This is a genomic window from Pseudomonas abieticivorans (assembly GCF_023509015.1).
Lineage (GTDB): Bacteria > Pseudomonadota > Gammaproteobacteria > Pseudomonadales > Pseudomonadaceae > Aquipseudomonas > Aquipseudomonas abieticivorans.
In genome coordinates this window covers 3,499,662-3,517,764 of the sequence record NZ_CP094975.1, presented here as the reverse complement: position 1 = coordinate 3,517,764, position 18,103 = coordinate 3,499,662, and the positions used below count along the sequence as shown (strand labels likewise).

Here is an 18,103-nt window from a genome sequence, read left to right as displayed (position 1 = left end):
CAACCCCTCTTATTGTTCTGTCAGTGCGCGAACGCAGACGCCGCTTTCCAGCCGCGCCAGGTGGTCCGTGTCGTTAATGCCAAAGCCGATCTGGGTGACCGCCATGGCGGCAATCGCCGTGGCGGTGCGCAGGGTCTGTTCGGGTGTGTGGTTGCTGAGCAAGCCGTGCACCATGCCGGCCAGCAGCGAGTCACCGGCACCCACGGTGCTGGCGACGTCGACCATCGGCGGCATGGCGTGCAAGTCGGGGGCTGCGCCAAACCAGCTCACGCCCTTGACCCCTTGCGACACCACCACGTTCTGGATGCCCCGGGCATGCAGCCGCTGGGCCACGGCCCATTGCTCAGCCGGCGACTCGACCGGGCTGCCGAGCACCTCGGCCAACTCGTCGGTGTTGGGTTTGATCAGCCAGGGTTGCGTGGCCAGGCCTGCGCGCAAGGCGGCACCGCTGGTGTCCAGAGCCACTTTCAAGCCCATCGCCACCAGGCGTTCGAGCAAAGCTTGCAACCACTGCGCACTCACGCCACGGGGCAAACTGCCGGCCACCACCACGGCGTCGTGACCGGGGGCGACAGTTTCGAGCAGGGTGAGCAATTGCTGCTGGGCTTCATCGTCGACGTGCGGGCCCGGGCCGTTCAGATCGGTGATGCGCCCGCCGGCTTCGGCCAGCTTGATGTTGCTGCGGGTTTCGCCGGGCACGCGAATAAACGCATCGGTAAAGCCGCGCGCCTTGAACAACTCGTCAAAGGGCAACGCATTGGCGCTGCCCAGAAAACCACCCACGGTCAGCTCATGGCCCAGGTCAGCCAGCACCTGCGCCACGTTCAGGCCCTTGCCAGCGGCATGGCTGTGCATCGCCAGGCTGCGGTTGACCTCGCCTGGCAGCAAGGCATTGAGCTCCACGGTCAGGTCCAGCGCCGGGTTCAGGGTCAGGGTCAGGATCTTGGCCATTAACGGTTCTCCACCAGGGCGCGCACTTCGCTGGCGCTGCCCAGTGCCAGCGCCTGTTGCGCCAGCTGTTGTGCCTCTACCAGGGTGAGTTCACGCACCCCGGCCTTGACTTCGGGAATGCTGCGCGCCGAAACGCTCAACTCGTCCACACCCAGGCCCACCAGCACCGGCACCGCCAGCGGGTCCGCCGCCAGCTCGCCACAAATGCCCACCCACTTGCCATGGGCATGGGCGGCACGCACGGTGATGTCGATCAGTTGCAGCACGGCCGGGTGCAGGCCGTCGGCCTGGGCCGACAGCGTCGGGTGGCCACGGTCGATGGCCAGGGTGTACTGGGTCAGGTCGTTGGTGCCCACACTGAAAAAGTCCACTTCCTTGGCCAGCACCGGCGCCAGCAAGGCGGCCGACGGCACTTCGATCATGATGCCCAGTTGCAGGTCGGCAACGGGAATTTCCAGGCGCAGGCGCTCGGTCATGTCACGGGCCTGGCGCCACTCTTCGACACTGCCCACCATCGGGAACATGATGCGCAGCGGGCGGTTGTCGGCGGCGCGCAGCAAGGCGCGCAACTGGCCTTCCATCACGTCGGGGCGTTGCAGGGTCAGGCGAATGCCGCGTACGCCCAGGAAGGGGTTTTCTTCCTTGGCGATCGGCCAGTAAGGCAGCGGCTTGTCACCGCCCACGTCCAGGGTGCGCACCACCAACGGCCGGCCGGCCAGGCCGTCGAGCACGCGGCGGTACTCGGCTTCCTGCACGGCTTCATCGGGCGCTTGGGAGTGGGCCATGAAAATCAGTTCGGTGCGCAGCAGGCCGACGCCTTCGGCGCCGTGTTCTACCGCCGCTTTCACGCCGGCGCTTTCGCCGATGTTGGCGAACACTTCCACGGCGTGGCCATCGCGGGTCACGGCAGTTTCGGTGCGCCGCGCGGCGGCAGCCTCCTGGCGCTGGGCTCGGGTTTCGCGCTCCTCGATGGCGCGTTGGCGCACCTCGTCGGTGGGCGCCACGATCAGGCTGCCGCGCTGGCCGTCGAGCAGCAGGGGGCAACCGGAGGCCAACAGCAACACGGCCTCACCGGCACCGACCACGGCAGGAATGCCCAGCGCGCGGGCGACGATGGCGCTGTGGGCGGTGGCGCCGCCACGGGCGGTCAGGATGCCGGCGACTTGCGCCGGGTCCAAACGCGCGACGTCAGACGGGCCGACTTCGTCCATTACCAGAATGTAGGGCTGGTCGGGCGCTTGCGGTGTTTCGATGCCGCACAGTTGGGCCAGCACGCGGCGGCCAATGTCGCGCAGGTCAGCGGCACGTTCGGCCAGCAGCGCGTCCTTGAGCGACTCTTGTTGGCGGGCGGCAGCTTCGATCACCGCCATCCACGCTGCTTGCGCGCTATCGCCCTGCTTGAGGCGGTTGGCAACTTCGTTGGTCAACTCGGGATCGTCGAGCATCTCCTGGTGGGTGACGAAAATCTCGCGGATCGCCTTGGACTTGCTGCGCCCAATCAACCCTTCGATGTCGACACGCACCTCGGCCAGTGCCGTTTGCAAGCGCTCGCGTTCATGGGCCGGCGACTCGCCGCGCAGCGGGTAGTCGATGTCGCGCAGCACTTGAATGTGCGCCGGGCCCATGGCGATGCCAGGGGCGGCGGCGATGCCTTGGATCTGCGTGCCGGGCAGCGGTGCCTCGACCTTGGCAGCGATCACCAGCACCTCTTCGGCCACGACAGCCACCGGCGGCAACGGCTCGATTTCTTCACCCAGGCCCTCTTCTACCGCAGCGATCAGCGCTGGCAGCGCATCGGCGGCCACGCCTGGCTCGGCGATAAACTCCAGGATCTGCCCACGGCGAGCGCCCAGGCTCAACAATTTGCTCAGGCTTTTGGCCGAGATGGCCGGCTCCGCGCTGTCGACGATGCGCAAGCGCACCTCACCCTCAAAACTTTTGGCCAACTGCGCCAGGATCTTCGCCGGGCGCGCATGCAGCCCGTGGGCGTTGGCCAGGCCGATGCGCGCGCTGGGCCAGTCGGCCGGCACTTCGCCGCCCAGCACTTCCAGCACCGCACGGGTGGTGGTGGCGCGGCCCAGTTCGCAGCCGCGACCTTCAATCAGCAAGGCGCACAGGCGCTCCAGCAAATTCTGGTGAGCTTCACCCAGGCTTGCCAGGCAGAAGAGCCCGTTCAGCGGCTGGCCCAAATAGCGCAGCGGGCGCTCGGGGGTGACAAAGGCCAGGCCCGGCTTTTTCACAGTTTGCTCGCTGTGCAGCCACCACAGGCCATCACCCAAAGGCAGCGCCTCAACCTGTTGCAGCACGGCGGCAAAACCGTTGCTCACGCACTCGGCCTGACGCAGCAGGCGCGCGCCACGCCATACCAGCTCTTCGAAGTCTTCGGCAGGCAACCCCAGGCCGATCATCTGTGCATCCAGCGCCAGCTCTTGCGGCGCCCCTTGCAGCAGTTTCAGCAAGGCCTCGGCGCTGCTCGCGCGGCGCAAGGCCTGGCCCAGGTCAGTTTCGCCCAGGGCGCGGGTCAGTAGTTGCAGCAGGCGCAAATGCTCGTCGGACTTGGCCGCGATGCCGATGGCCAGGTACACGATCTGGCCGTCGCCCCAGTCCACGCCGTCGGGAAATTGCAGCAGGCGCACACCGGTGGCGAACACCAGGTCGCGGGTGTCGGGGGTGCCGTGGGGGATGGCAATGCCTTGGCCGAGGAAGGTCGAGCCCTGAGCTTCCCGGGCTTGCAGCCCGTTGAGGTAGCCCTCGGCGACCAACCCATCGGCCACCAGTTTGTCGGCGAGCAATTGCAGGGCAGCGGGTTTATCCACGGCAGTCTGGCCCATGGATATCTGCTCTATAGTGAGCTCGAGCATTCCAATCTCCTTTGTAGCGCCGAGACGACGCTAAGGTATTGTTGTCAAAGATTCAGCATAGGGCCGATTGCATAAAAAGACGGCACCCGGCTGGTGTTCACCCTCAGCCCTGTTGGACAATCCAGAAACCTGACCAGTCCGACAGAAATAAAGCGGCAGAAAATACGTCGGCTGAAACGATTAATCTAGAATGACTGGCACGTTACCCGATAATCTTCAGCCATTGAAGCCCAACCTGTCGGTGGCCTTGCAACAAAGGTCGCCTGCCAGGCGTCGCCGTGATGGGTAAGAATGCCTGGGGAGGCGCGGTTCAGTTGGCCGCCATGCCCCGTAACACAAGGAATTTCCGGTTGAAACTCAGTGATATTGCCCGTCTGGCTGGCGTCTCGGTTACCACCGCCAGTTACGTGATCAACGGTAAGGCCCAGCAGCAACGCATCAGCAAGACCACGGTTGAGCGGGTACAGGCGGTGGTCGAAGCCCACGGTTTTACGCCCAACCCGCAGGCCGCCGGTTTGCGCAGCCGGCAAACCCGTTCCTTGGGCTTTATCCTCCCGGACCTGGAAAACCCCAGCTACGCGCGTATCGCCAAGCTGTTGGAACAGGGTGCCCGCGCCCACGGTTATCAGTTGCTGATTGCCAGCTCCGACGACGACCCGACCAGCGAGCGGCAATTGCAGCAACTGTTCCGCGCCCGGCGCTGCGACGCGCTGTTCGTGGCCAGCTGCCTGCCCGCCAGCGATGACAGCTACCGTGAGCTGCAAGCCAAAGGCCTGCCGGTGATCGCCATTGACCGTTTGATGGACCCGGCCCAGTTTTGTTCAGTGATCAGCGATGATCACCACGCCAGCCTGCAACTGACCCGCAGCCTGCTGGTGCCCGAACCCCAGCACATCGCCCTGATCGGCGCCCGCCCGGAGCTGAGCATCAGCCAGGACCGCGCGGCCGGCTTTCGCGAAGCCGTGCACGGGTTTGCCGGCAAGGTAACGGTGATCGAAAGCGAATCTTTCAACCGCGAAGGCGGCCGCCAGTCCATGCAGCAATTGGTCGCGGAACTGGGTCACTTGCCCGACGCCCTGGTGACCACCTCCTACGTGCTGCTGCAAGGCGTGTTCGACGTGCTGCAGAACCGCGAGGTGAACTCCCAGTCGCTGCACCTGGGCACATTTGGCGACACCCAGTTGCTGGACTTTTTGCCCCTGCCGATCAACACCGTGGCCCAGCAACACGACCTGATCGCCCACAAGGCGCTGGAACTGGCCCTGGCCGTGGTCGAGCAAAAGACCTACCAACCCGGCGTGCACGCCATCCCGCGCACCTACAAACAGCGCATCTTCGAGGCCTGACCGGTGCGGCTGATCGACACCCACACCCATCTGGACTTCCCAGCGTTCGATGGCGATCGGCCGCAATTGCTGGCCAACGCCCGGCAACTGGGCGTGGAGCGCATGGTGATATTGGGCGTGCACCAGCCAAACTGGCAGCGCCTGTGGGAGCTGGTGCAAAACGACAGTCAGCTGTACGCCGCGTTCGGCCTGCACCCGGTTTACCTGGATGAACACCGCGCCGAACACCTGGTTGAACTGCGCGGCTGGCTGGAACGCCTGGCCGGGCACCGCCAGTTATGCGCGGTGGGCGAGTTTGGCCTGGACTACTACGTGGAGCACCTGGACCGCGAGCGCCAGCAACGCCTGTTTGAAGCGCAACTTGAGCTGGCCGCCGAATTTGAACTACCGGTATTGCTGCACGTGCGTCGCAGCCACGCGCCGATCACCGCAGCCCTGAAAAAATTCAAGCTCAAGCGCGCCGGCATCATCCATGCCTTCGCCGGCAGCCGCGAAGAGGCCAACGAATACCTGAAGCTGGGTTTCAAGCTGGGCTTGGGGGGCGCACCGACCTGGCCCCAGGCCTCGCGCCTGCGCCAGGTGGTAGCCGGCCTGCCGCTGGACGGCGTGGTGCTGGAAACCGATTCGCCAGACATGGCGCCGGCGATGTTCGCAGGCCTGCGCAACAGCCCCGAGCACCTACCGCACATCGCCCAGGCGCTGGCCGAGTTGATGAACGTCAGCGCTGACGAACTGGCCGCCGCCAGTACCGCCAACGCCTGCGCTCTGTTTGGCTGGTAGCGGTCAGTAAAACAGCGTCCACAGGGCAAAGCCTGCGTACCACAGCACCGCCGAGCGCAGCAGCAGCTCCCACAGGCTGTTCAAACTGCTGACCCCCTCGGCGCCCACCACCGGCTCCGGGATCTCGCCAGCCACGTGGCCCACGTCGGCAATCAACTGCTTGGCGCTGATGTGCCAGTTCAACAGTTCATGCACCATCACCTTGGTGACCGCGACGAAGTTGCCGACCAGGGCAAAACTCGCAGCCAGCAGGCGCACCGGTACCCAGTCGAAGGCATGGCGCAGCTGCGCGGCGCGCTCGGCCACCGCGGGCACCTTGGAGTGTTCGGCCGCCAACGCCAACAGGCGATAACTGAGTGCCACCGCCGGGCCCAGCACGAAGTACCAGAAGATCACCGCGAAGAAGCTTTGGAACGCCTGCCAGAGCATGTGCGCCTGCACTTTTTCCAGCAGCGAGGGCGCGTTCTCGGCGGTCACGCCCAGGTCGCGCTCGGCCACGTGCAGCGCGGCCTGCTCTTCACCCCGGCGCCAGGCATCGCGGAACGGGCCCATGGTGGCTTGCAAGTCGCCCCGGCCCAGGCTGTACACCACCACCAGAAAGTGAATGGGCAAGGCCAACAAGCCATAGGCCACGGGCTTGAGCACCATCAGCAGCAAGGTCAGCAGCAATGCCGGCAGCAGTATCCACAGCGCCAGCACCAGCCACGGCTCCTTGGCCAAGCGCGGCGAGGCCTCCAGGCGCGCGAGCTCGCCCAGGTAATAGCGATCACGCTGAATACGCAGGCGCCAGCCCGAGAATTTCTCGGTCCAGATCACCAGCAACAACACCAGAAAACTCATCGTGCCTCCTTTTTGCCTTGCAGGCCGGCCAAGTAGCGCGGCCAGTCGAACGCCGGGCCCGGGTCGGTCTTGCGCCCCGGTGCTATGTCGCTGTGGCCGGTGATCCGTTGCGCCGTAATGCCGGGAAACTGCGCCAGCAACTGTTCGGTCAGGCGGGTCAGGGCCTGGTATTGGTCATCGGTGAACGGCAGCTCGTCGGTGCCCTCCAGTTCAATGCCGATGGAAAAGTCGTTGCAGGCTTCACGCCCCTCGAACGTCGACACCCCGGCATGCCAGGCGCGCTGCAGGCACGAGACGAACTGCGTCACCTGGCCCTCGCGCTCGATCAAAAAGTGCGCCGACACGCGCAGGTGGCTGATGCTTTCGAAATAAGGGTGTTCACTGGGGTCCAGGCGGTTCTGGAAGAACTGCTGAACCTTGCCGGTGTTGAATTGCGCCGGCGGCAGGCTGATGTTGTGGATCACCAGCAGGGACACTTCCGCTTCCGGGCGCTCGTTGAAATTGGGCGAGGGGCAGTGGGGCACGCCGTCGCACCAGCCGCTTGCGGGGTCCAGCTGCATACAGGTTCCTTGGCAGATCGGGTCGATGGCCCAGTATGCCGCGCCAAAGGCGCGCTGGGCAGTCATCAGGGGTGAAAGAGTTGTTACGCGGCCGGTCTACTTGACCTTGAGCTTGCGCAGGTTGGTGACCACCGAGTCCAGCGCCCGGTCGAACAGCAGCGCGTCGTCGAGCACACGCAGGCTGCCGCGACGAAACTCGACGGCCAGGCCCATGCGCGACTTCTCCAGCACCTTCATGCCGGTGCGGTTGACGAAGATGTATTTGCCGCTCGATTCGATGATCGCGGTGAGCTTACAGCGCAGGCGGTGCTCGTCATCTTCCTGGATCTCGACCCAACTGCCGGGGCGCAGAGTGTCGACCAGCAACAGGCCGGCATCGTCGTCGGGCAGGCGCACCTGAGCGTCGGCTGTGGGGCGCTCGCCTGGCTCGCCGAGGATGATTTCCTCGACCACGGCCACCATCGCCGGCGTGCCGCCGCCCTCCTCCACCCGTGTCGGTTGTTGCAGGTCGCGCTGGCAGGCCTGCACGTGCAACGCTTCGAGCTGGCTGAAAAACTCGCTGGTGGCGAACGGGTCGAACGCCGAACTGGTCAGCCCCTCGCGCAGGGCCTTGAGCAAGCCCGGTACCAGCTCCAGCAGGCGCATGCGCGCTTCGCTGCCGTCGTGCGGTTCGACGCTCCAGATCAACTCGTCCATGGTGTCCAAGCCGCTCTGCCATTCGGCCGAGTGGTCGCCGTGCTTGAGCCACAACAGCAACAGCACCTTGCTCCAGGCCTCTTCGAGCAGGCGCACCACCACCTCGGGCAGCACCTTGCCGAGCATGCGCTGGTTGAGCTCTTGCTGCACCCGCAGGCGTGCCAGCTCAGCCTTGGCACGGCCTTCCTCGGCATCACGGGTACGCTGCTCCAGCAGCTCGGCGCGGCGGCGCTCGTCGTTGCTAAAGGCCAGGAAATCCACCAGCAGTTCGGAGAACAGCGCCGGGTCATCGACAAAGTCGTTGAGCAGGCGCTGCACGATCTGTTCGACGCGCATGTACAGGCTGTCGCGCTGGTAGTCGTCGCGGTTGCCCCAGCCCATGGCCGCCGAGGCGATCTCGTTGAGCAGGCGCCGCGCCGGGTGGCTGCCGCGGCTGAAGAAGCTCTTGTCGAGCACCGCAACCTTGAGCATCGGGATTTGCAGCCGGCCAATCAGCGCCTTCAGCGAGTCCGGCAGGTTGCGGTCATCCAGAATGAATTCGAAAAGCATGGCGATCAGGTTGATCACATCCTCGTCCACCACCCCCACCACGCGCGACTTGCCGCTTTTGACGCTGACCCGGGTCAGCAGTTGTTCAAGCTGGTGGCGCAGGTCGTAGTCGTCCTGGGCCGCCTGGGAGTTAGGCACGTACTGCTGCAGGTGCGAGAGCAGGCGCATCAGGTCGCTGGTGGAGATGGGCTGCACCGGCACACTGCTTTCCAGGCGCGGCGCAACGCTGCCGCGCATCTGGTGCAACAAGTCTTGCAGCGCGGAAAATACTTCGGCCACGCCATCATCCAGTGGCGGGCTGACCGCGTGGGCAGGGCTGGCCGGGGTGCTGCGCGGGCGCTCGCGGGTGTGGTCGGAGGCGCGCCGCGCCGGAGCCGCCTTGAGTTCAGGCAGCACGCCGGTGGCGATCAGCAACTGGTTGGCTTCGGCGTACAGCAGCTCGGTGTTGGCCAGCACGTACTTCTCGAACAGCTTGAGAATGATCAGCTTGACCTTGATTTCCACGCCCAGGTTGCGCCCGGCCTGCAGGAAGTAGTCGCAAAGCATCGCCGGGCCCAAGGGGTTGCTGGCGTCGTCCAGGCGCTTGGTCACCAGCACATTGAGCCGCGTGGTCAGTTGCCCCAACGCGAAGCCGTCGCGGCTGATCACCTTGGCCACCATGGCGTCGAGGGCCACGGTACGTTCCAGCTCGTCGTTAGGCACCAGCGCCAGCTTGTCGTAACTGACGGCCACTGCCACGGCAGGCTCGCTCACGTCGTACTGGCCGATAGCAACGAAGGCTTCGTAGAATTTTTCGAGAAAGCCGCGCTCGATGCTTTTACGCTTGAGGCGCAGGTCGCGCATAGCTTCGAAGAAGGTGTTCTGGTCGACGTTGTTCTGGGCGCGGTCGGCCATTTCAAAGAGGGTGTCGTCGGCGTTGTCGAACAGGGCTTGCAGGCCCTGCTTGAGCTGCTGGGCGGCCTTGTCGCGCAGTTGCAATAGCACAACGGGCAGGCGCGCCAAAGGCGTCTGATTGGCCTGATCAGCAGCGGCCTTGTTCAAAGGCACTACTTTCCCGTCGTTATGCATCCCGTCCTCCTGAAAGGGTGTCAAAGCTATGACGCCAATAACTAGGCGCCCATTATCTTGCAAACCCACGCCGCGTGCCAGCGTCCCGGAGGCAAATATTTGCGATGCACAGCATGGACAGCAAAAAGCCGGAAAAGCTCCCCGGCGCCGATCAAATAATGCACAAATAACCGCTCGGCACACATGCACGCACAAGGCTTCGCCTGGGGCGGCCACTGCCCTATAATCCGGCCACTTTGTTTGTGGAGCCTGCTATGCCGAATCTACGCCTCGCCGACCTGACTGCCGAGATCGAAGCCAACGTGCGCCGTGCGTTACTCGAAGACATGGGCAGCGGTGACATCACCGCCCAACTCATTCCCGCCGAGCGCCTGGCCAAGGCCACTATCATCACCCGTGATGACTGTGTGATTGCAGGCACGGCCTGGGTGGACGCAGTGTTCCGCCAACTGGACCCACGCGTGGCGGTGCACTGGCAGGTGGTCGACGGCCAGCGCGCCAAGGCCAACCAGCCGCTGTTCCACCTTGAAGGCCCGGCCCGCTCCTTGCTCACCGGCGAACGCACCGCGCTGAATTTTCTGCAAATGTTGTCGGGCGTCGCCACCAAGGCGCAAAGCCTGGCCGACAAGGTGGCCGGCACCCAGGTCAAGCTGCTCGATACCCGCAAGACCCTGCCCGGCCTGCGCCTGGCGCAAAAATACGCGGTCACCTGCGGCGGCTGCCACAACCACCGCATCGGCCTGTACGATGCCTTCCTGATCAAGGAAAACCACATCGCGGCCTGCGGCGGCATCGCCCAAGCCATCAGCGCCGCCCACCGCATCGCCCCGGGCAAGCCGGTGGAAATCGAAGTGGAAAGCCTGGAAGAACTCAAAGAAGCCCTGGCCGGCGGCGCCGACATCGTCATGCTCGACGAACTGAGCCTGGACGACATGCGTGAAGCCGTGCGCCTGAACGCCGGCAAGGCCAAGCTGGAAGCCAGCGGCGGCATCAACGACAGCACCTTGCTGGTGATCGCCGAAACCGGAGTGGATTACATCTCCATCGGCGCCATGACCAAAGACGTAAAAGCCGTCGACTTGTCGATGCGCCTGAGCCTGTAACGAACACTACCGATACGTTGAACTACCACGGAGTTTTTGCAGTGACCAATGCATCCACCTTGGGTCCCGACAAGGTCTATATCGTCAGAATCGACAACGCCCGTTTCGGCCCTTACCAGACAACGCTTCAGGTCAGCGATGAACAGATCAAGGCGCTTATCTTTGAGGTGACCTTGAACGCAGGTGCCGGCGACATGCTGGAACACCACCTGGAAGATGGGCAGATCGAGTCGTACAAGATCACCAACACCCACTTCCAGCCACAGATGTCCGAAGTGGCGGCGCATTACACGGTGCGGATGCGCAAGGGCGCCTGATTGCGGCGGCGCCCACTCACGTAGGAGCGGATTTATCCGCGAAAATCACAACGCAGTGCATGCGGTGCACCGCAGCGTTCTTTTCGCGGATAAATCCGCGCCTACACACCTGCCGTAGCGGCTTGCGGCAGGCACTCCACCTGCGGACGGGCGAACAGGTAACCCTGCATCAGCTTGATCCCCAGCACCTTCAGTGCCTTGCATTCCTCGCGCGTCTCCACCCCCTCGGCCACCAGGGTGATGCCCAACCGCTGCGCCACCAACACAATCCCCGCCACAATCGCCTCCCGTACCGGGTCGCGGTCGATATTGCGGGTCAGGGCCATGTCCAACTTGAGCACATTGGGTTGGAAGGTCGCCAACAGATTAAGCCCCGAATAGCCCGAGCCAAAATCATCGATCGCCGTGGTGAAGCCCTGGCGCTCGTACTCCTGGAAAATCGACTTCAAATGCTCTGGGTCTTCCACCCGCTCGCCCTCGGTCACCTCGAACATCAAGCGGTCCAGGGGGAAACCAAAAGTGCGCGCCGCCTCCAGCGTGGCCCGGATACAGGTTTCAGCGCGGTACACCGCATTGGGCAGGAAGTTGATGCTCAGCTTGCAGCCTGGAATATCCGGCAAACCCAACCGCGCAGCCAACTCGATAGCCTTTACGCGGCACGCCTGGTCGAAACGGTAACGGTTGCCGTCATTCACCTGCCCCAGGATATGCGCAGCAGACTCGCCATTGAGCCCACGCACCAACGCCTCATAGGCATAGGGTTGGCCGCTGGTGATATCGATGATGGGTTGGAAAGCCATGGTGAACTGGAAGTCCAGGCTTTCAAGGTCACGGCACTGGTTGCAGCTGATGGCGTTGAAAGGCTGGGTGAAGAAGGTTTGGCTCATTGCGCCTCCCTGTTAGCGGTGGCGCCCTCCGGCACCTGGGTAAAATTGTGAGTACGCACGTGAGTGACGGTTCCCTCGGCCTAATCATAAACGCCTATCACGCGCCGCACCTTATCCAGCGCAACCGGCAACACCTCCAGCGCTACCGAACCCAGCGCCAAGCGTATTGCATGAGGCACGTTGACGGAGGTGGCAAACGGTTCGGCTGTGGAAACGGAGACGTTTTCGCGCAGCAGCGCCACAGCGACCTGGTCTGCCCTGAGCTCTTCGGCAAGCGGCAGCCATAAGAAGTACGAAGCCGGATGCCCGATCATCGGCATGCCCCTCAATACCCGCTCGGCCACGCTGAAGCGTACCTGTGCGTCCAGGCGCTTTTCCACTTCGCAGCGGCCGACAGTGCCGTCGTTCAACCAATTGCACGCCATAGCCGTCATCACGCCCGGCGTGTTCCAGGTGGTCGCACGAATCGCCCGCTCCATAGTGTGCACCCACGCTAGCGGCGCGGCCACGAAGCCAACCCGCAGCCCGGTCGCCACGCTTTTGGAGAGCCCGGACACATACACGGTTCGCTCCGGGGCAAAGGTTGCCAAGGGCGGCGGCGGGTTTTCGACCAGGAAGGCGTAGGCCGCGTCCTCGATGATCAGCAGGTCATACCTGCGCGCGATGGCGGCCAAGCGTTCGCGCTCAACTGCGCTCATCACCCAACCGAGCGGGTTGTGCAAGGTCGGCATGGTATAGATCGCGCGCACCCGCCGTTGCTTGCAGAGTTTTTCCAGCGCCTGCAGATCCATTCCTAAGCCCGAGGCGGGTATCGACGCCAATTCCAGGCGATGGGTTTGGGCCAATGCCTTGAAGCCTGAATAGGTCAGCGCATCCACCGCCACCACGTCACCGGGCTGCAACAGCCCCATCACCGTTATCGCCAGGCCGTGCTGCGCGCCGCTGACAATCAGCACCTGCTCACCACTCACGGGCAACCCAAGGGACTGCAAATGGCCCGCCACCACCGCACGCTCATGGGGGCGACCGCCGTGGGGCTGGTAGCGCAGCAAGGCTTCCAGGTCGCCGGAGCCTGCCAACTGGCGCAAGCCGTTGCGCAGCATGTCGGCTTGGCCGGGCAAGGTGGGGTAGTTGAAATTGAGGTCCATCGCCCCCGCCGGCACCGTCGGCTGATCGATACCCTGCCCTGGCGGCAGCAGCGCTTCACGCACGAAAGTGCCGCGCCCGGTTTCACCGCTGACCAGGCCCATGGTTTCCAACTCGGCGTACACCCGCGAAGCCGTCACCAGGGCCAGGCCTTCCCTGGCCGCCAATTCGCGATGGGTGGGCAGGCGCGTGCCGGGCAGCAAGCGACCGCCGCGAATATCCGCAGCGAGGGTGTCCACCAGTGTCTTGTACCGGGCACGGGGCATGGGCGATGTATCCATGACAATTATTTGATTGTGCTGATTGTCAGCCATAGCATCAGGGCACGCAATCCACTGCACTTCACGCACGGAGCTTTTGATGGAACACACAGGCACCTTGGCCAAACCTTCCAGCGGCTGGTTGAACGGTTTAATCGGCGTATTCATCTTCAGCGGTTCACTGCCCGCCACCCGCGTGGCCGTGCTCGACTTCGACCCGGTGTTCCTCACCGTGGCCAGGGCCACCATCGCAGGTTTGCTGGCGTTGTGCGTGCTGCTGATGTTCCGGGAAAAACGCCCTGCCCGCGCCCAGATCTTTTCGCTAGTGATCGTCGCACTGGGCGTGGTGGTGGGCTTTCCGCTGCTCACCGCGCTGGCCTTGCAGCATGTCACCTCGGCCCACTCCATCGTCTTCGTCGGGTTATTGCCGTTGGCCACTGCCGTTTTTGCCGTGAAACGCGCAGGCGAGCGGCCGCGTCCGGCGTTCTGGCTATTTTCGATCCTGGGCAGCGCGATGGTCGTGGGGTTTGCAATTGCCCAAGGCCTGTCCGCCGCCCCGATGGGCGATGTACTGATGCTGCTGGCCATCGTTGTGTGCGGCCTGGGCTATGCGGAAGGCGCCAAATTGTCGAAGACACTGGGCGGCTGGCAGGTGATTTCCTGGGCGCTGGTGCTGGCATTGCCGTTCATGGTGCTGGCCACCTGGCTTTACCGGCCCGACAGCCTTGCTGGGGTGCACCCGGCGGCGTGGCTTAGCTTGGGCTATGTCTCGGTGTTCAGCATGTTCGTGGGGTTTGTGTTTTGGTACCGCGGGCTGGCGCAAGGCGGGATTGCGGCGGTGGGGCAATTGCAGTTGCTGCAGCCGTTTTTTGGGCTGGCGTTGGCGGGGACGCTGTTGGGGGAGCGGGTAAGTGTTGGGATGGTGGGGGTGACGGTGGGGGTGATTGCGTGTGTGGCGGGGGCTCGGCGGTTTTCTAGGTGACGGGGGGGATTTGGTGCCGGGGATAGGAATCGAACCTACGACCTTCGCGTTACGAGTGCGAAATCAGCACCAGTCATCACACCGATACGCCAGTATCGACGGGGCTTTCAGTCCGGTTGCGTCTTCACAAACAGAAGAGTACAGTATTTTTTGCTGTCACACTGCTGTCAGGAAACCCGTGAAAGAAAAAATCACTGCCAAGCTATTGAAATCGCTCAAGCCACAAGAAAAATCATATCGCGTGCATGACACCATGCAGCCGGGCTTTTCGATCCGCGTCCTGCCAAGCGGTCATGCATCCTACATGGTGACGTGGGAGCGTAACAAAGCGATTACTCTAGGCCGCGTAGGAAAAATGACCTTAGAGCAAGCTCGCACCGAAGCCCTGCAGCATTTGGCCGAAGCACACGCTCACGGCGAACCGTTGGCAGTGACTCAAGGTAGACGCGATAATGGCGTAACGACGCTCCGCGCCTTCCTTGATGACGAGTATTACCCGTGGTTTCGCGCCCTGCATAAGAGCTATGACAAAACTCGGCTTGCAATAGAGCACGGATTCTCTGATTTCATGGAACTTCGGATATCAGACATATCAATCCGCGATCTGGAATCCAAACGTACAAACTGGCTAGGCTCCGGGCTGGCTAAGTCAACCACTAACAGAAAGATGGCATGCCTACGTGGTGTTCTATCCCGCGCGGTAGAATGGGGTCGTATAGATACCCATCCAATGGACAAATTCAAACAACACAAAACCGACGCACTTGGAAGTCTACGTTTCCTCTCGACATCCGAAGAGGAACGATTGCGTTCAGCATTAGATAGCCGCCAAGAAAAAATAAGAGCCAAGCGCGAAAATTATAATGCATGGAGGGCTGAGAGAAAAAAATCCCTGTTTCCCACTTTGAGAGAATCAAAGTTTGCCGACCACCTCTTACCTATGGTCCTAATTTCCTTGAATACAGGGATACGTCAAGGTGAACTATTCAACCTATGCTGGAGCGATATAGATCTAATTGGGAAAACGCTGACTATCAAGGGTGGCGGAGCAAAATCGGGTCAGACTCGCCACATACCCCTAAATAGCGAGGCCTACGAAACGCTGGTAGAATGGCAAAAAAGTCAAGCAATCAAAAGCTATGTATTCCCTAGCCAACAGGGAAACCGACTTGATAATGTCAGGAAATCTTGGGACGGTGTAAAAAAGGGTGCTGCGATTGAGAATTTCCGATGGCACGACTTAAGGCATACATTTGCTTCCAATCTCGCTATGCTTGGCGAGCCTATGAATACAATCAGGGAATTGCTTGGCCATTCAGATATGAAAATGACCCTTCGATACGCACATTTGGCACCCTATAACAAAGCTCGCGCAGTTGAAAAACTTTCTCAGGGTTTTGGACAGCGCGAATAAAAGCTCTCGGCTTTTTCAGGCGAGCCCAAAACCACGAAATTTTAGAAATTTAGCTATTCAGCTTTCGCGCTTTTTAAACCTCTCTAGCGTTTGTCTCGATGTGTCCTCTTCGATCATTCTCAAGAATTCCATATAGGAAGGAGATACAAGTTTATTCTTCAATCGAAACTCAGCATAATCTTCTAGTGAAGACCTTTTACTTCCAATTGAATCTAAGTCCACACTGAAAATTCTATGCTTGTCTGGATTCGTGATAACATTTTCAGACTTTTGAAAAATAGCAGTGGAACCGGAGAATATTCCTGCAGACCACAAAATCGCGAAGCAAACGAAGCGATCTTTAGGGCTGAGCCCCTCTTCAGCCAGAAAATACATTCTCAGCTTTCTGAGCATTGGGTCTTCGGCTACGTTAGCTAGCTGGAACGCCTTCAGCAGCGTCCAATCCCCACCCGACCACAACCGATCATCAACCGCAAAGTCCATCTCTAGAATCTTGACGCTCTCAACAGCCTGCACCAGTAGATTTTCGACTGTCTGTGTGGAGTTTTTGCCAGTTGCGTTCGCGAGTACTTCAAGATGCCCCTTCGAATCTGCGCTGACTCGCAAATGGATTGCCTCGGATTTTTTGCCCTTCACGGCCATTACTAAGTCCCGACCCCTATGGATTTCCTCAAGCATGGCAGAACGCAACCGTGCGCGCAATCTCAAAGCGTTTGACTTTCAAATGCCGCCGCATTTAGGATGAAGCCGCAGACGCAGCAGCCGCCGCGTCATACCATCCGAGGCACCGTGATGACACTAAATACCCCTCAACCCCCAATATCTGTGGGGGTCGATGAAGCCGCTCGCTTGATTGGCGTAGCCCGATCAATGTTCTACGAGATGATTGCCCGAGGCGACATCCAGACGTTCAAGGTTGGGAGGAGGCGTCTGGTTAGGGTAAAGGCCTTAGAAGCATACGTAAGGCGCCTAGCCAAGGAGAACGGCCGATGAGCGTTCGAATCATGGATTTCACTGGGAAGGTCCTAGGCGTGCTGATTCTGCCGGGGACGATCCTGTTGGCCGACTTAGAAGCGCTGAAGCGGCTTGGCGCGTACAGAATCGAGGTGCTACCCACGAAGGCTGACGAAGGGCCAGCTGTGTAGATTCAAGTCTCGGAGTGGTAATGGCGATTCGGACCTTCGAATCGTCACCCGCGCTTCTCACCTGGAAGACGATGCATACGAGCTCGCATCATGGCCGGAGAGCTCGCGAAGTAAACTAGACTATAGTTGTCGTCAAGAAAACTCCAAATAAGAAAGCAAACGGGATTTAAACTTGTTGATATTGAGCCCCCTACCCTGCAAAGTATTGAATGCAGTGTCATACATGAAATCTTTAAATTTTGACCAATCACTTTCGCGCTTCAATCGGGCGTTTCTAAATCCCAGGGGTAACATGTGACCGTACTCCCCTTCAAAGTTTTTATTGAACGTCTTGCTTGACGTTACTTTCGAAAGAACGGTGTAACCCACAATCAAAAGTTTCCGCAGACTGCGAAAGATTTTCGATCTACGCCCCCCATCATTGATGAATCGAGACACACTATCAATATAAGTTATATACTTAGACTCAGGGGAAGGAGATATTGCATGATATCTAGTGTGAGATAGAGAGGCCCACCTCTCTTGAAGATACTGGCTTTGGTGCATCATCAAAACATCAAAGGATGCAGACTTATCAACCTCTAGAATTTTATTGATCACAGAAACCTTTTTAGATTTTGTGACCGGGTACAGCTCCAGATACCGCGGAATGATATCCCCCAGGAACTTCTCAATCTTGAGAAGTATATCATTAGTACTCGTGGTATTGTCTATCGCCCACTCCTTAAGGAGCTCACTATTTGATATGAACATACCTCCAGACCAATATCGCCTACCATGTTTTCTATTTTGATGGCTCCCACCTACAAATAGGTTCAAACCGTGAAGCAGCCCAGTAAAGCCGTCTCCTTTGACAGGTGCAATATGGCATAAATGCACGCCGCTACCTCGCCTACTTTTATAAAGCTTCATCAGCTCCACATAAGACTCTAATGTATGATGTGTGAGACACTGAACAGATTTTGCCCTCCGACACTCGTTCGCTACATAAACCATGAAGTCATTTTGACGTAGGTTAGACCGCTTGCGCTCTATCCTCGACATTTGTCTATGCTTCTTGCGATGAGCATTTTTTCTGCAGTAATCTGTACAGTAAATCTGCCGAGATGACTGTTTAGATTTATTCTCAATTACAGATAGGCATTCTAAGCACTGTTTTGACATGATAGCTGCTCGATTATAGAGAACTATCATTTAC

At 60.5% G+C, this 18,103-nt stretch carries 16 protein-coding genes; 7 read left to right on the top strand and 9 right to left on the bottom strand.

The genetic code is table 11. The annotated features are described in order from the left end of the window. Positions 1 to 9: 9 nt before the first annotated feature. Both pfkB and ptsP read right to left on the bottom strand, forming a co-directional pair. Complete coding sequence (gene pfkB / locus L9B60_RS16130) at positions 10 to 951, bottom strand: 1-phosphofructokinase (RefSeq protein WP_249671644.1); 942 nt, start codon at positions 949 to 951, stop codon at positions 10 to 12. Continuing rightward, positions 951 to 3,812 carry a phosphoenolpyruvate--protein phosphotransferase gene (ptsP, locus tag L9B60_RS16125; protein ID WP_249671643.1) on the bottom strand — a complete coding sequence of 954 codons (2,862 nt, stop codon included), beginning with the start codon at positions 3,810 to 3,812 and terminating at the stop codon, positions 951 to 953. The genes pfkB and ptsP overlap by 1 nt, the downstream gene beginning before the upstream one ends. 350 nt (positions 3,813 to 4,162) lie before the next feature. On the opposite strand from ptsP, the gene cra reads away from it, so the two are divergent. Both cra and L9B60_RS16115 read left to right on the top strand, forming a co-directional pair. Next, positions 4,163 to 5,158, top strand: a complete 996-nt coding sequence (gene cra, locus L9B60_RS16120; RefSeq protein WP_249671642.1) for a catabolite repressor/activator — start codon at positions 4,163 to 4,165, stop codon at positions 5,156 to 5,158. Positions 5,159 to 5,161: 3 nt separating this feature from the next. Beyond that, the gene (locus L9B60_RS16115) at positions 5,162 to 5,938 is read left to right on the top strand and encodes a TatD family hydrolase (RefSeq protein WP_249671641.1); all 777 of its coding nucleotides are present in this window, start codon (positions 5,162 to 5,164) and stop codon (positions 5,936 to 5,938) included. A gap of 3 nt (positions 5,939 to 5,941) precedes the next feature. Here the strand turns inward: L9B60_RS16115 and ampE are convergent, their stop codons facing one another. The 3 genes from ampE to L9B60_RS16100 form a co-directional block, all read right to left on the bottom strand. Further along, the gene (gene ampE / locus L9B60_RS16110; RefSeq protein WP_249671640.1) at positions 5,942 to 6,778 is read right to left on the bottom strand and encodes a regulatory signaling modulator protein AmpE; all 837 of its coding nucleotides are present in this window, start codon (positions 6,776 to 6,778) and stop codon (positions 5,942 to 5,944) included. Further along, positions 6,775 to 7,338 (bottom strand): 1,6-anhydro-N-acetylmuramyl-L-alanine amidase AmpD, encoded by a 564-nt coding sequence (ampD, locus tag L9B60_RS16105; protein ID WP_249671639.1) that lies wholly within the window; start codon positions 7,336 to 7,338, stop codon positions 6,775 to 6,777. Before ampD ends, ampE begins: the two co-directional genes overlap by 4 nt. 96 nt (positions 7,339 to 7,434) lie before the next feature. After that, positions 7,435 to 9,651, bottom strand: coding sequence for a DUF1631 domain-containing protein (locus L9B60_RS16100; protein ID WP_249671638.1), 2,217 nt, complete (start codon positions 9,649 to 9,651; stop codon positions 7,435 to 7,437). A 254-nt stretch (positions 9,652 to 9,905) separates the two neighbouring features. On the opposite strand from L9B60_RS16100, the gene nadC reads away from it, so the two are divergent. Together nadC and L9B60_RS16090 are read left to right on the top strand one after the other, a co-directional pair. Further along, positions 9,906 to 10,754: a carboxylating nicotinate-nucleotide diphosphorylase gene (gene nadC, locus L9B60_RS16095; RefSeq protein WP_249671637.1), complete on the top strand. Its 849-nt coding sequence runs from the start codon at positions 9,906 to 9,908 to the stop codon at positions 10,752 to 10,754. 41 nt (positions 10,755 to 10,795) lie between these two features. Further along, complete coding sequence (locus L9B60_RS16090) at positions 10,796 to 11,071, top strand: hypothetical protein (protein ID WP_249671636.1); 276 nt, start codon at positions 10,796 to 10,798, stop codon at positions 11,069 to 11,071. 101 nt (positions 11,072 to 11,172) lie between these two features. On the opposite strand, the gene L9B60_RS16085 is transcribed toward L9B60_RS16090, so the two are convergent. Together L9B60_RS16085 and L9B60_RS16080 are read right to left on the bottom strand one after the other, a co-directional pair. After that, entirely contained in the window at positions 11,173 to 11,958 is a 786-nt protein-coding gene (locus L9B60_RS16085; RefSeq protein WP_249671635.1) for an EAL domain-containing protein, read from the bottom strand. A gap of 80 nt (positions 11,959 to 12,038) precedes the next feature. After that, a complete protein-coding gene (locus L9B60_RS16080; protein ID WP_249671634.1) occupies positions 12,039 to 13,370 on the bottom strand; it encodes an aminotransferase-like domain-containing protein in 1,332 nt (443 codons plus the stop codon). A 94-nt stretch (positions 13,371 to 13,464) separates the two neighbouring features. On the opposite strand from L9B60_RS16080, the gene L9B60_RS16075 reads away from it, so the two are divergent. Together L9B60_RS16075 and L9B60_RS16070 are read left to right on the top strand one after the other, a co-directional pair. After that, positions 13,465 to 14,346 carry a DMT family transporter gene (locus L9B60_RS16075; RefSeq protein ID WP_249671633.1) on the top strand — a complete coding sequence of 294 codons (882 nt, stop codon included), beginning with the start codon at positions 13,465 to 13,467 and terminating at the stop codon, positions 14,344 to 14,346. Between the two features lie 178 nt (positions 14,347 to 14,524). Next, entirely contained in the window at positions 14,525 to 15,760 is a 1,236-nt protein-coding gene (locus L9B60_RS16070) for a site-specific integrase (RefSeq protein ID WP_249671632.1), read from the top strand. A gap of 57 nt (positions 15,761 to 15,817) precedes the next feature. On the opposite strand, the gene L9B60_RS16065 is transcribed toward L9B60_RS16070, so the two are convergent. Continuing rightward, on the bottom strand, positions 15,818 to 16,402 hold the full coding sequence (locus L9B60_RS16065; protein ID WP_249671631.1) for a hypothetical protein: 585 nt from the start codon (positions 16,400 to 16,402) through the stop codon (positions 15,818 to 15,820). A gap of 99 nt (positions 16,403 to 16,501) precedes the next feature. Here L9B60_RS16065 and L9B60_RS16060 point away from each other — a divergent pair, with 99 nt between their 5' ends. Next, positions 16,502 to 16,753 carry a helix-turn-helix domain-containing protein gene (locus L9B60_RS16060; RefSeq protein WP_349631951.1) on the top strand — a complete coding sequence of 84 codons (252 nt, stop codon included), beginning with the start codon at positions 16,502 to 16,504 and terminating at the stop codon, positions 16,751 to 16,753. A 284-nt stretch (positions 16,754 to 17,037) separates the two neighbouring features. Here the strand turns inward: L9B60_RS16060 and L9B60_RS16055 are convergent, their stop codons facing one another. Continuing rightward, positions 17,038 to 17,817 carry a hypothetical protein gene (locus L9B60_RS16055; protein ID WP_249671629.1) on the bottom strand — a complete coding sequence of 260 codons (780 nt, stop codon included), beginning with the start codon at positions 17,815 to 17,817 and terminating at the stop codon, positions 17,038 to 17,040. Positions 17,818 to 18,103 lie beyond the last annotated feature (286 nt).

Coding starts and splice junctions, on each gene's coding strand:
- L9B60_RS16085 (WP_249671635.1), bottom strand. CDS start 11,958: ATGAGCCAAACCTTCTTCACCCAGCCTTTCAACGCCATCAGCTGCAAC.
- ampD (WP_249671639.1), bottom strand. CDS start 7,338: ATGCAGCTGGACCCCGCAAGCGGCTGGTGCGACGGCGTGCCCCACTGC.
- L9B60_RS16060 (WP_349631951.1), top strand. CDS start 16,502: ATGAAGCCGCAGACGCAGCAGCCGCCGCGTCATACCATCCGAGGCACC.
- ampE (WP_249671640.1), bottom strand. CDS start 6,778: ATGAGTTTTCTGGTGTTGTTGCTGGTGATCTGGACCGAGAAATTCTCG.
- L9B60_RS16100 (WP_249671638.1), bottom strand. CDS start 9,651: ATGCATAACGACGGGAAAGTAGTGCCTTTGAACAAGGCCGCTGCTGAT.
- L9B60_RS16065 (WP_249671631.1), bottom strand. CDS start 16,402: ATGGCCGTGAAGGGCAAAAAATCCGAGGCAATCCATTTGCGAGTCAGC.
- L9B60_RS16075 (WP_249671633.1), top strand. CDS start 13,465: ATGGAACACACAGGCACCTTGGCCAAACCTTCCAGCGGCTGGTTGAAC.
- nadC (WP_249671637.1), top strand. CDS start 9,906: ATGCCGAATCTACGCCTCGCCGACCTGACTGCCGAGATCGAAGCCAAC.
- pfkB (WP_249671644.1), bottom strand. CDS start 951: ATGGCCAAGATCCTGACCCTGACCCTGAACCCGGCGCTGGACCTGACC.
- L9B60_RS16080 (WP_249671634.1), bottom strand. CDS start 13,370: ATGCCCCGTGCCCGGTACAAGACACTGGTGGACACCCTCGCTGCGGAT.
- ptsP (WP_249671643.1), bottom strand. CDS start 3,812: ATGCTCGAGCTCACTATAGAGCAGATATCCATGGGCCAGACTGCCGTG.
- L9B60_RS16055 (WP_249671629.1), bottom strand. CDS start 17,817: ATGAAGCTTTATAAAAGTAGGCGAGGTAGCGGCGTGCATTTATGCCAT.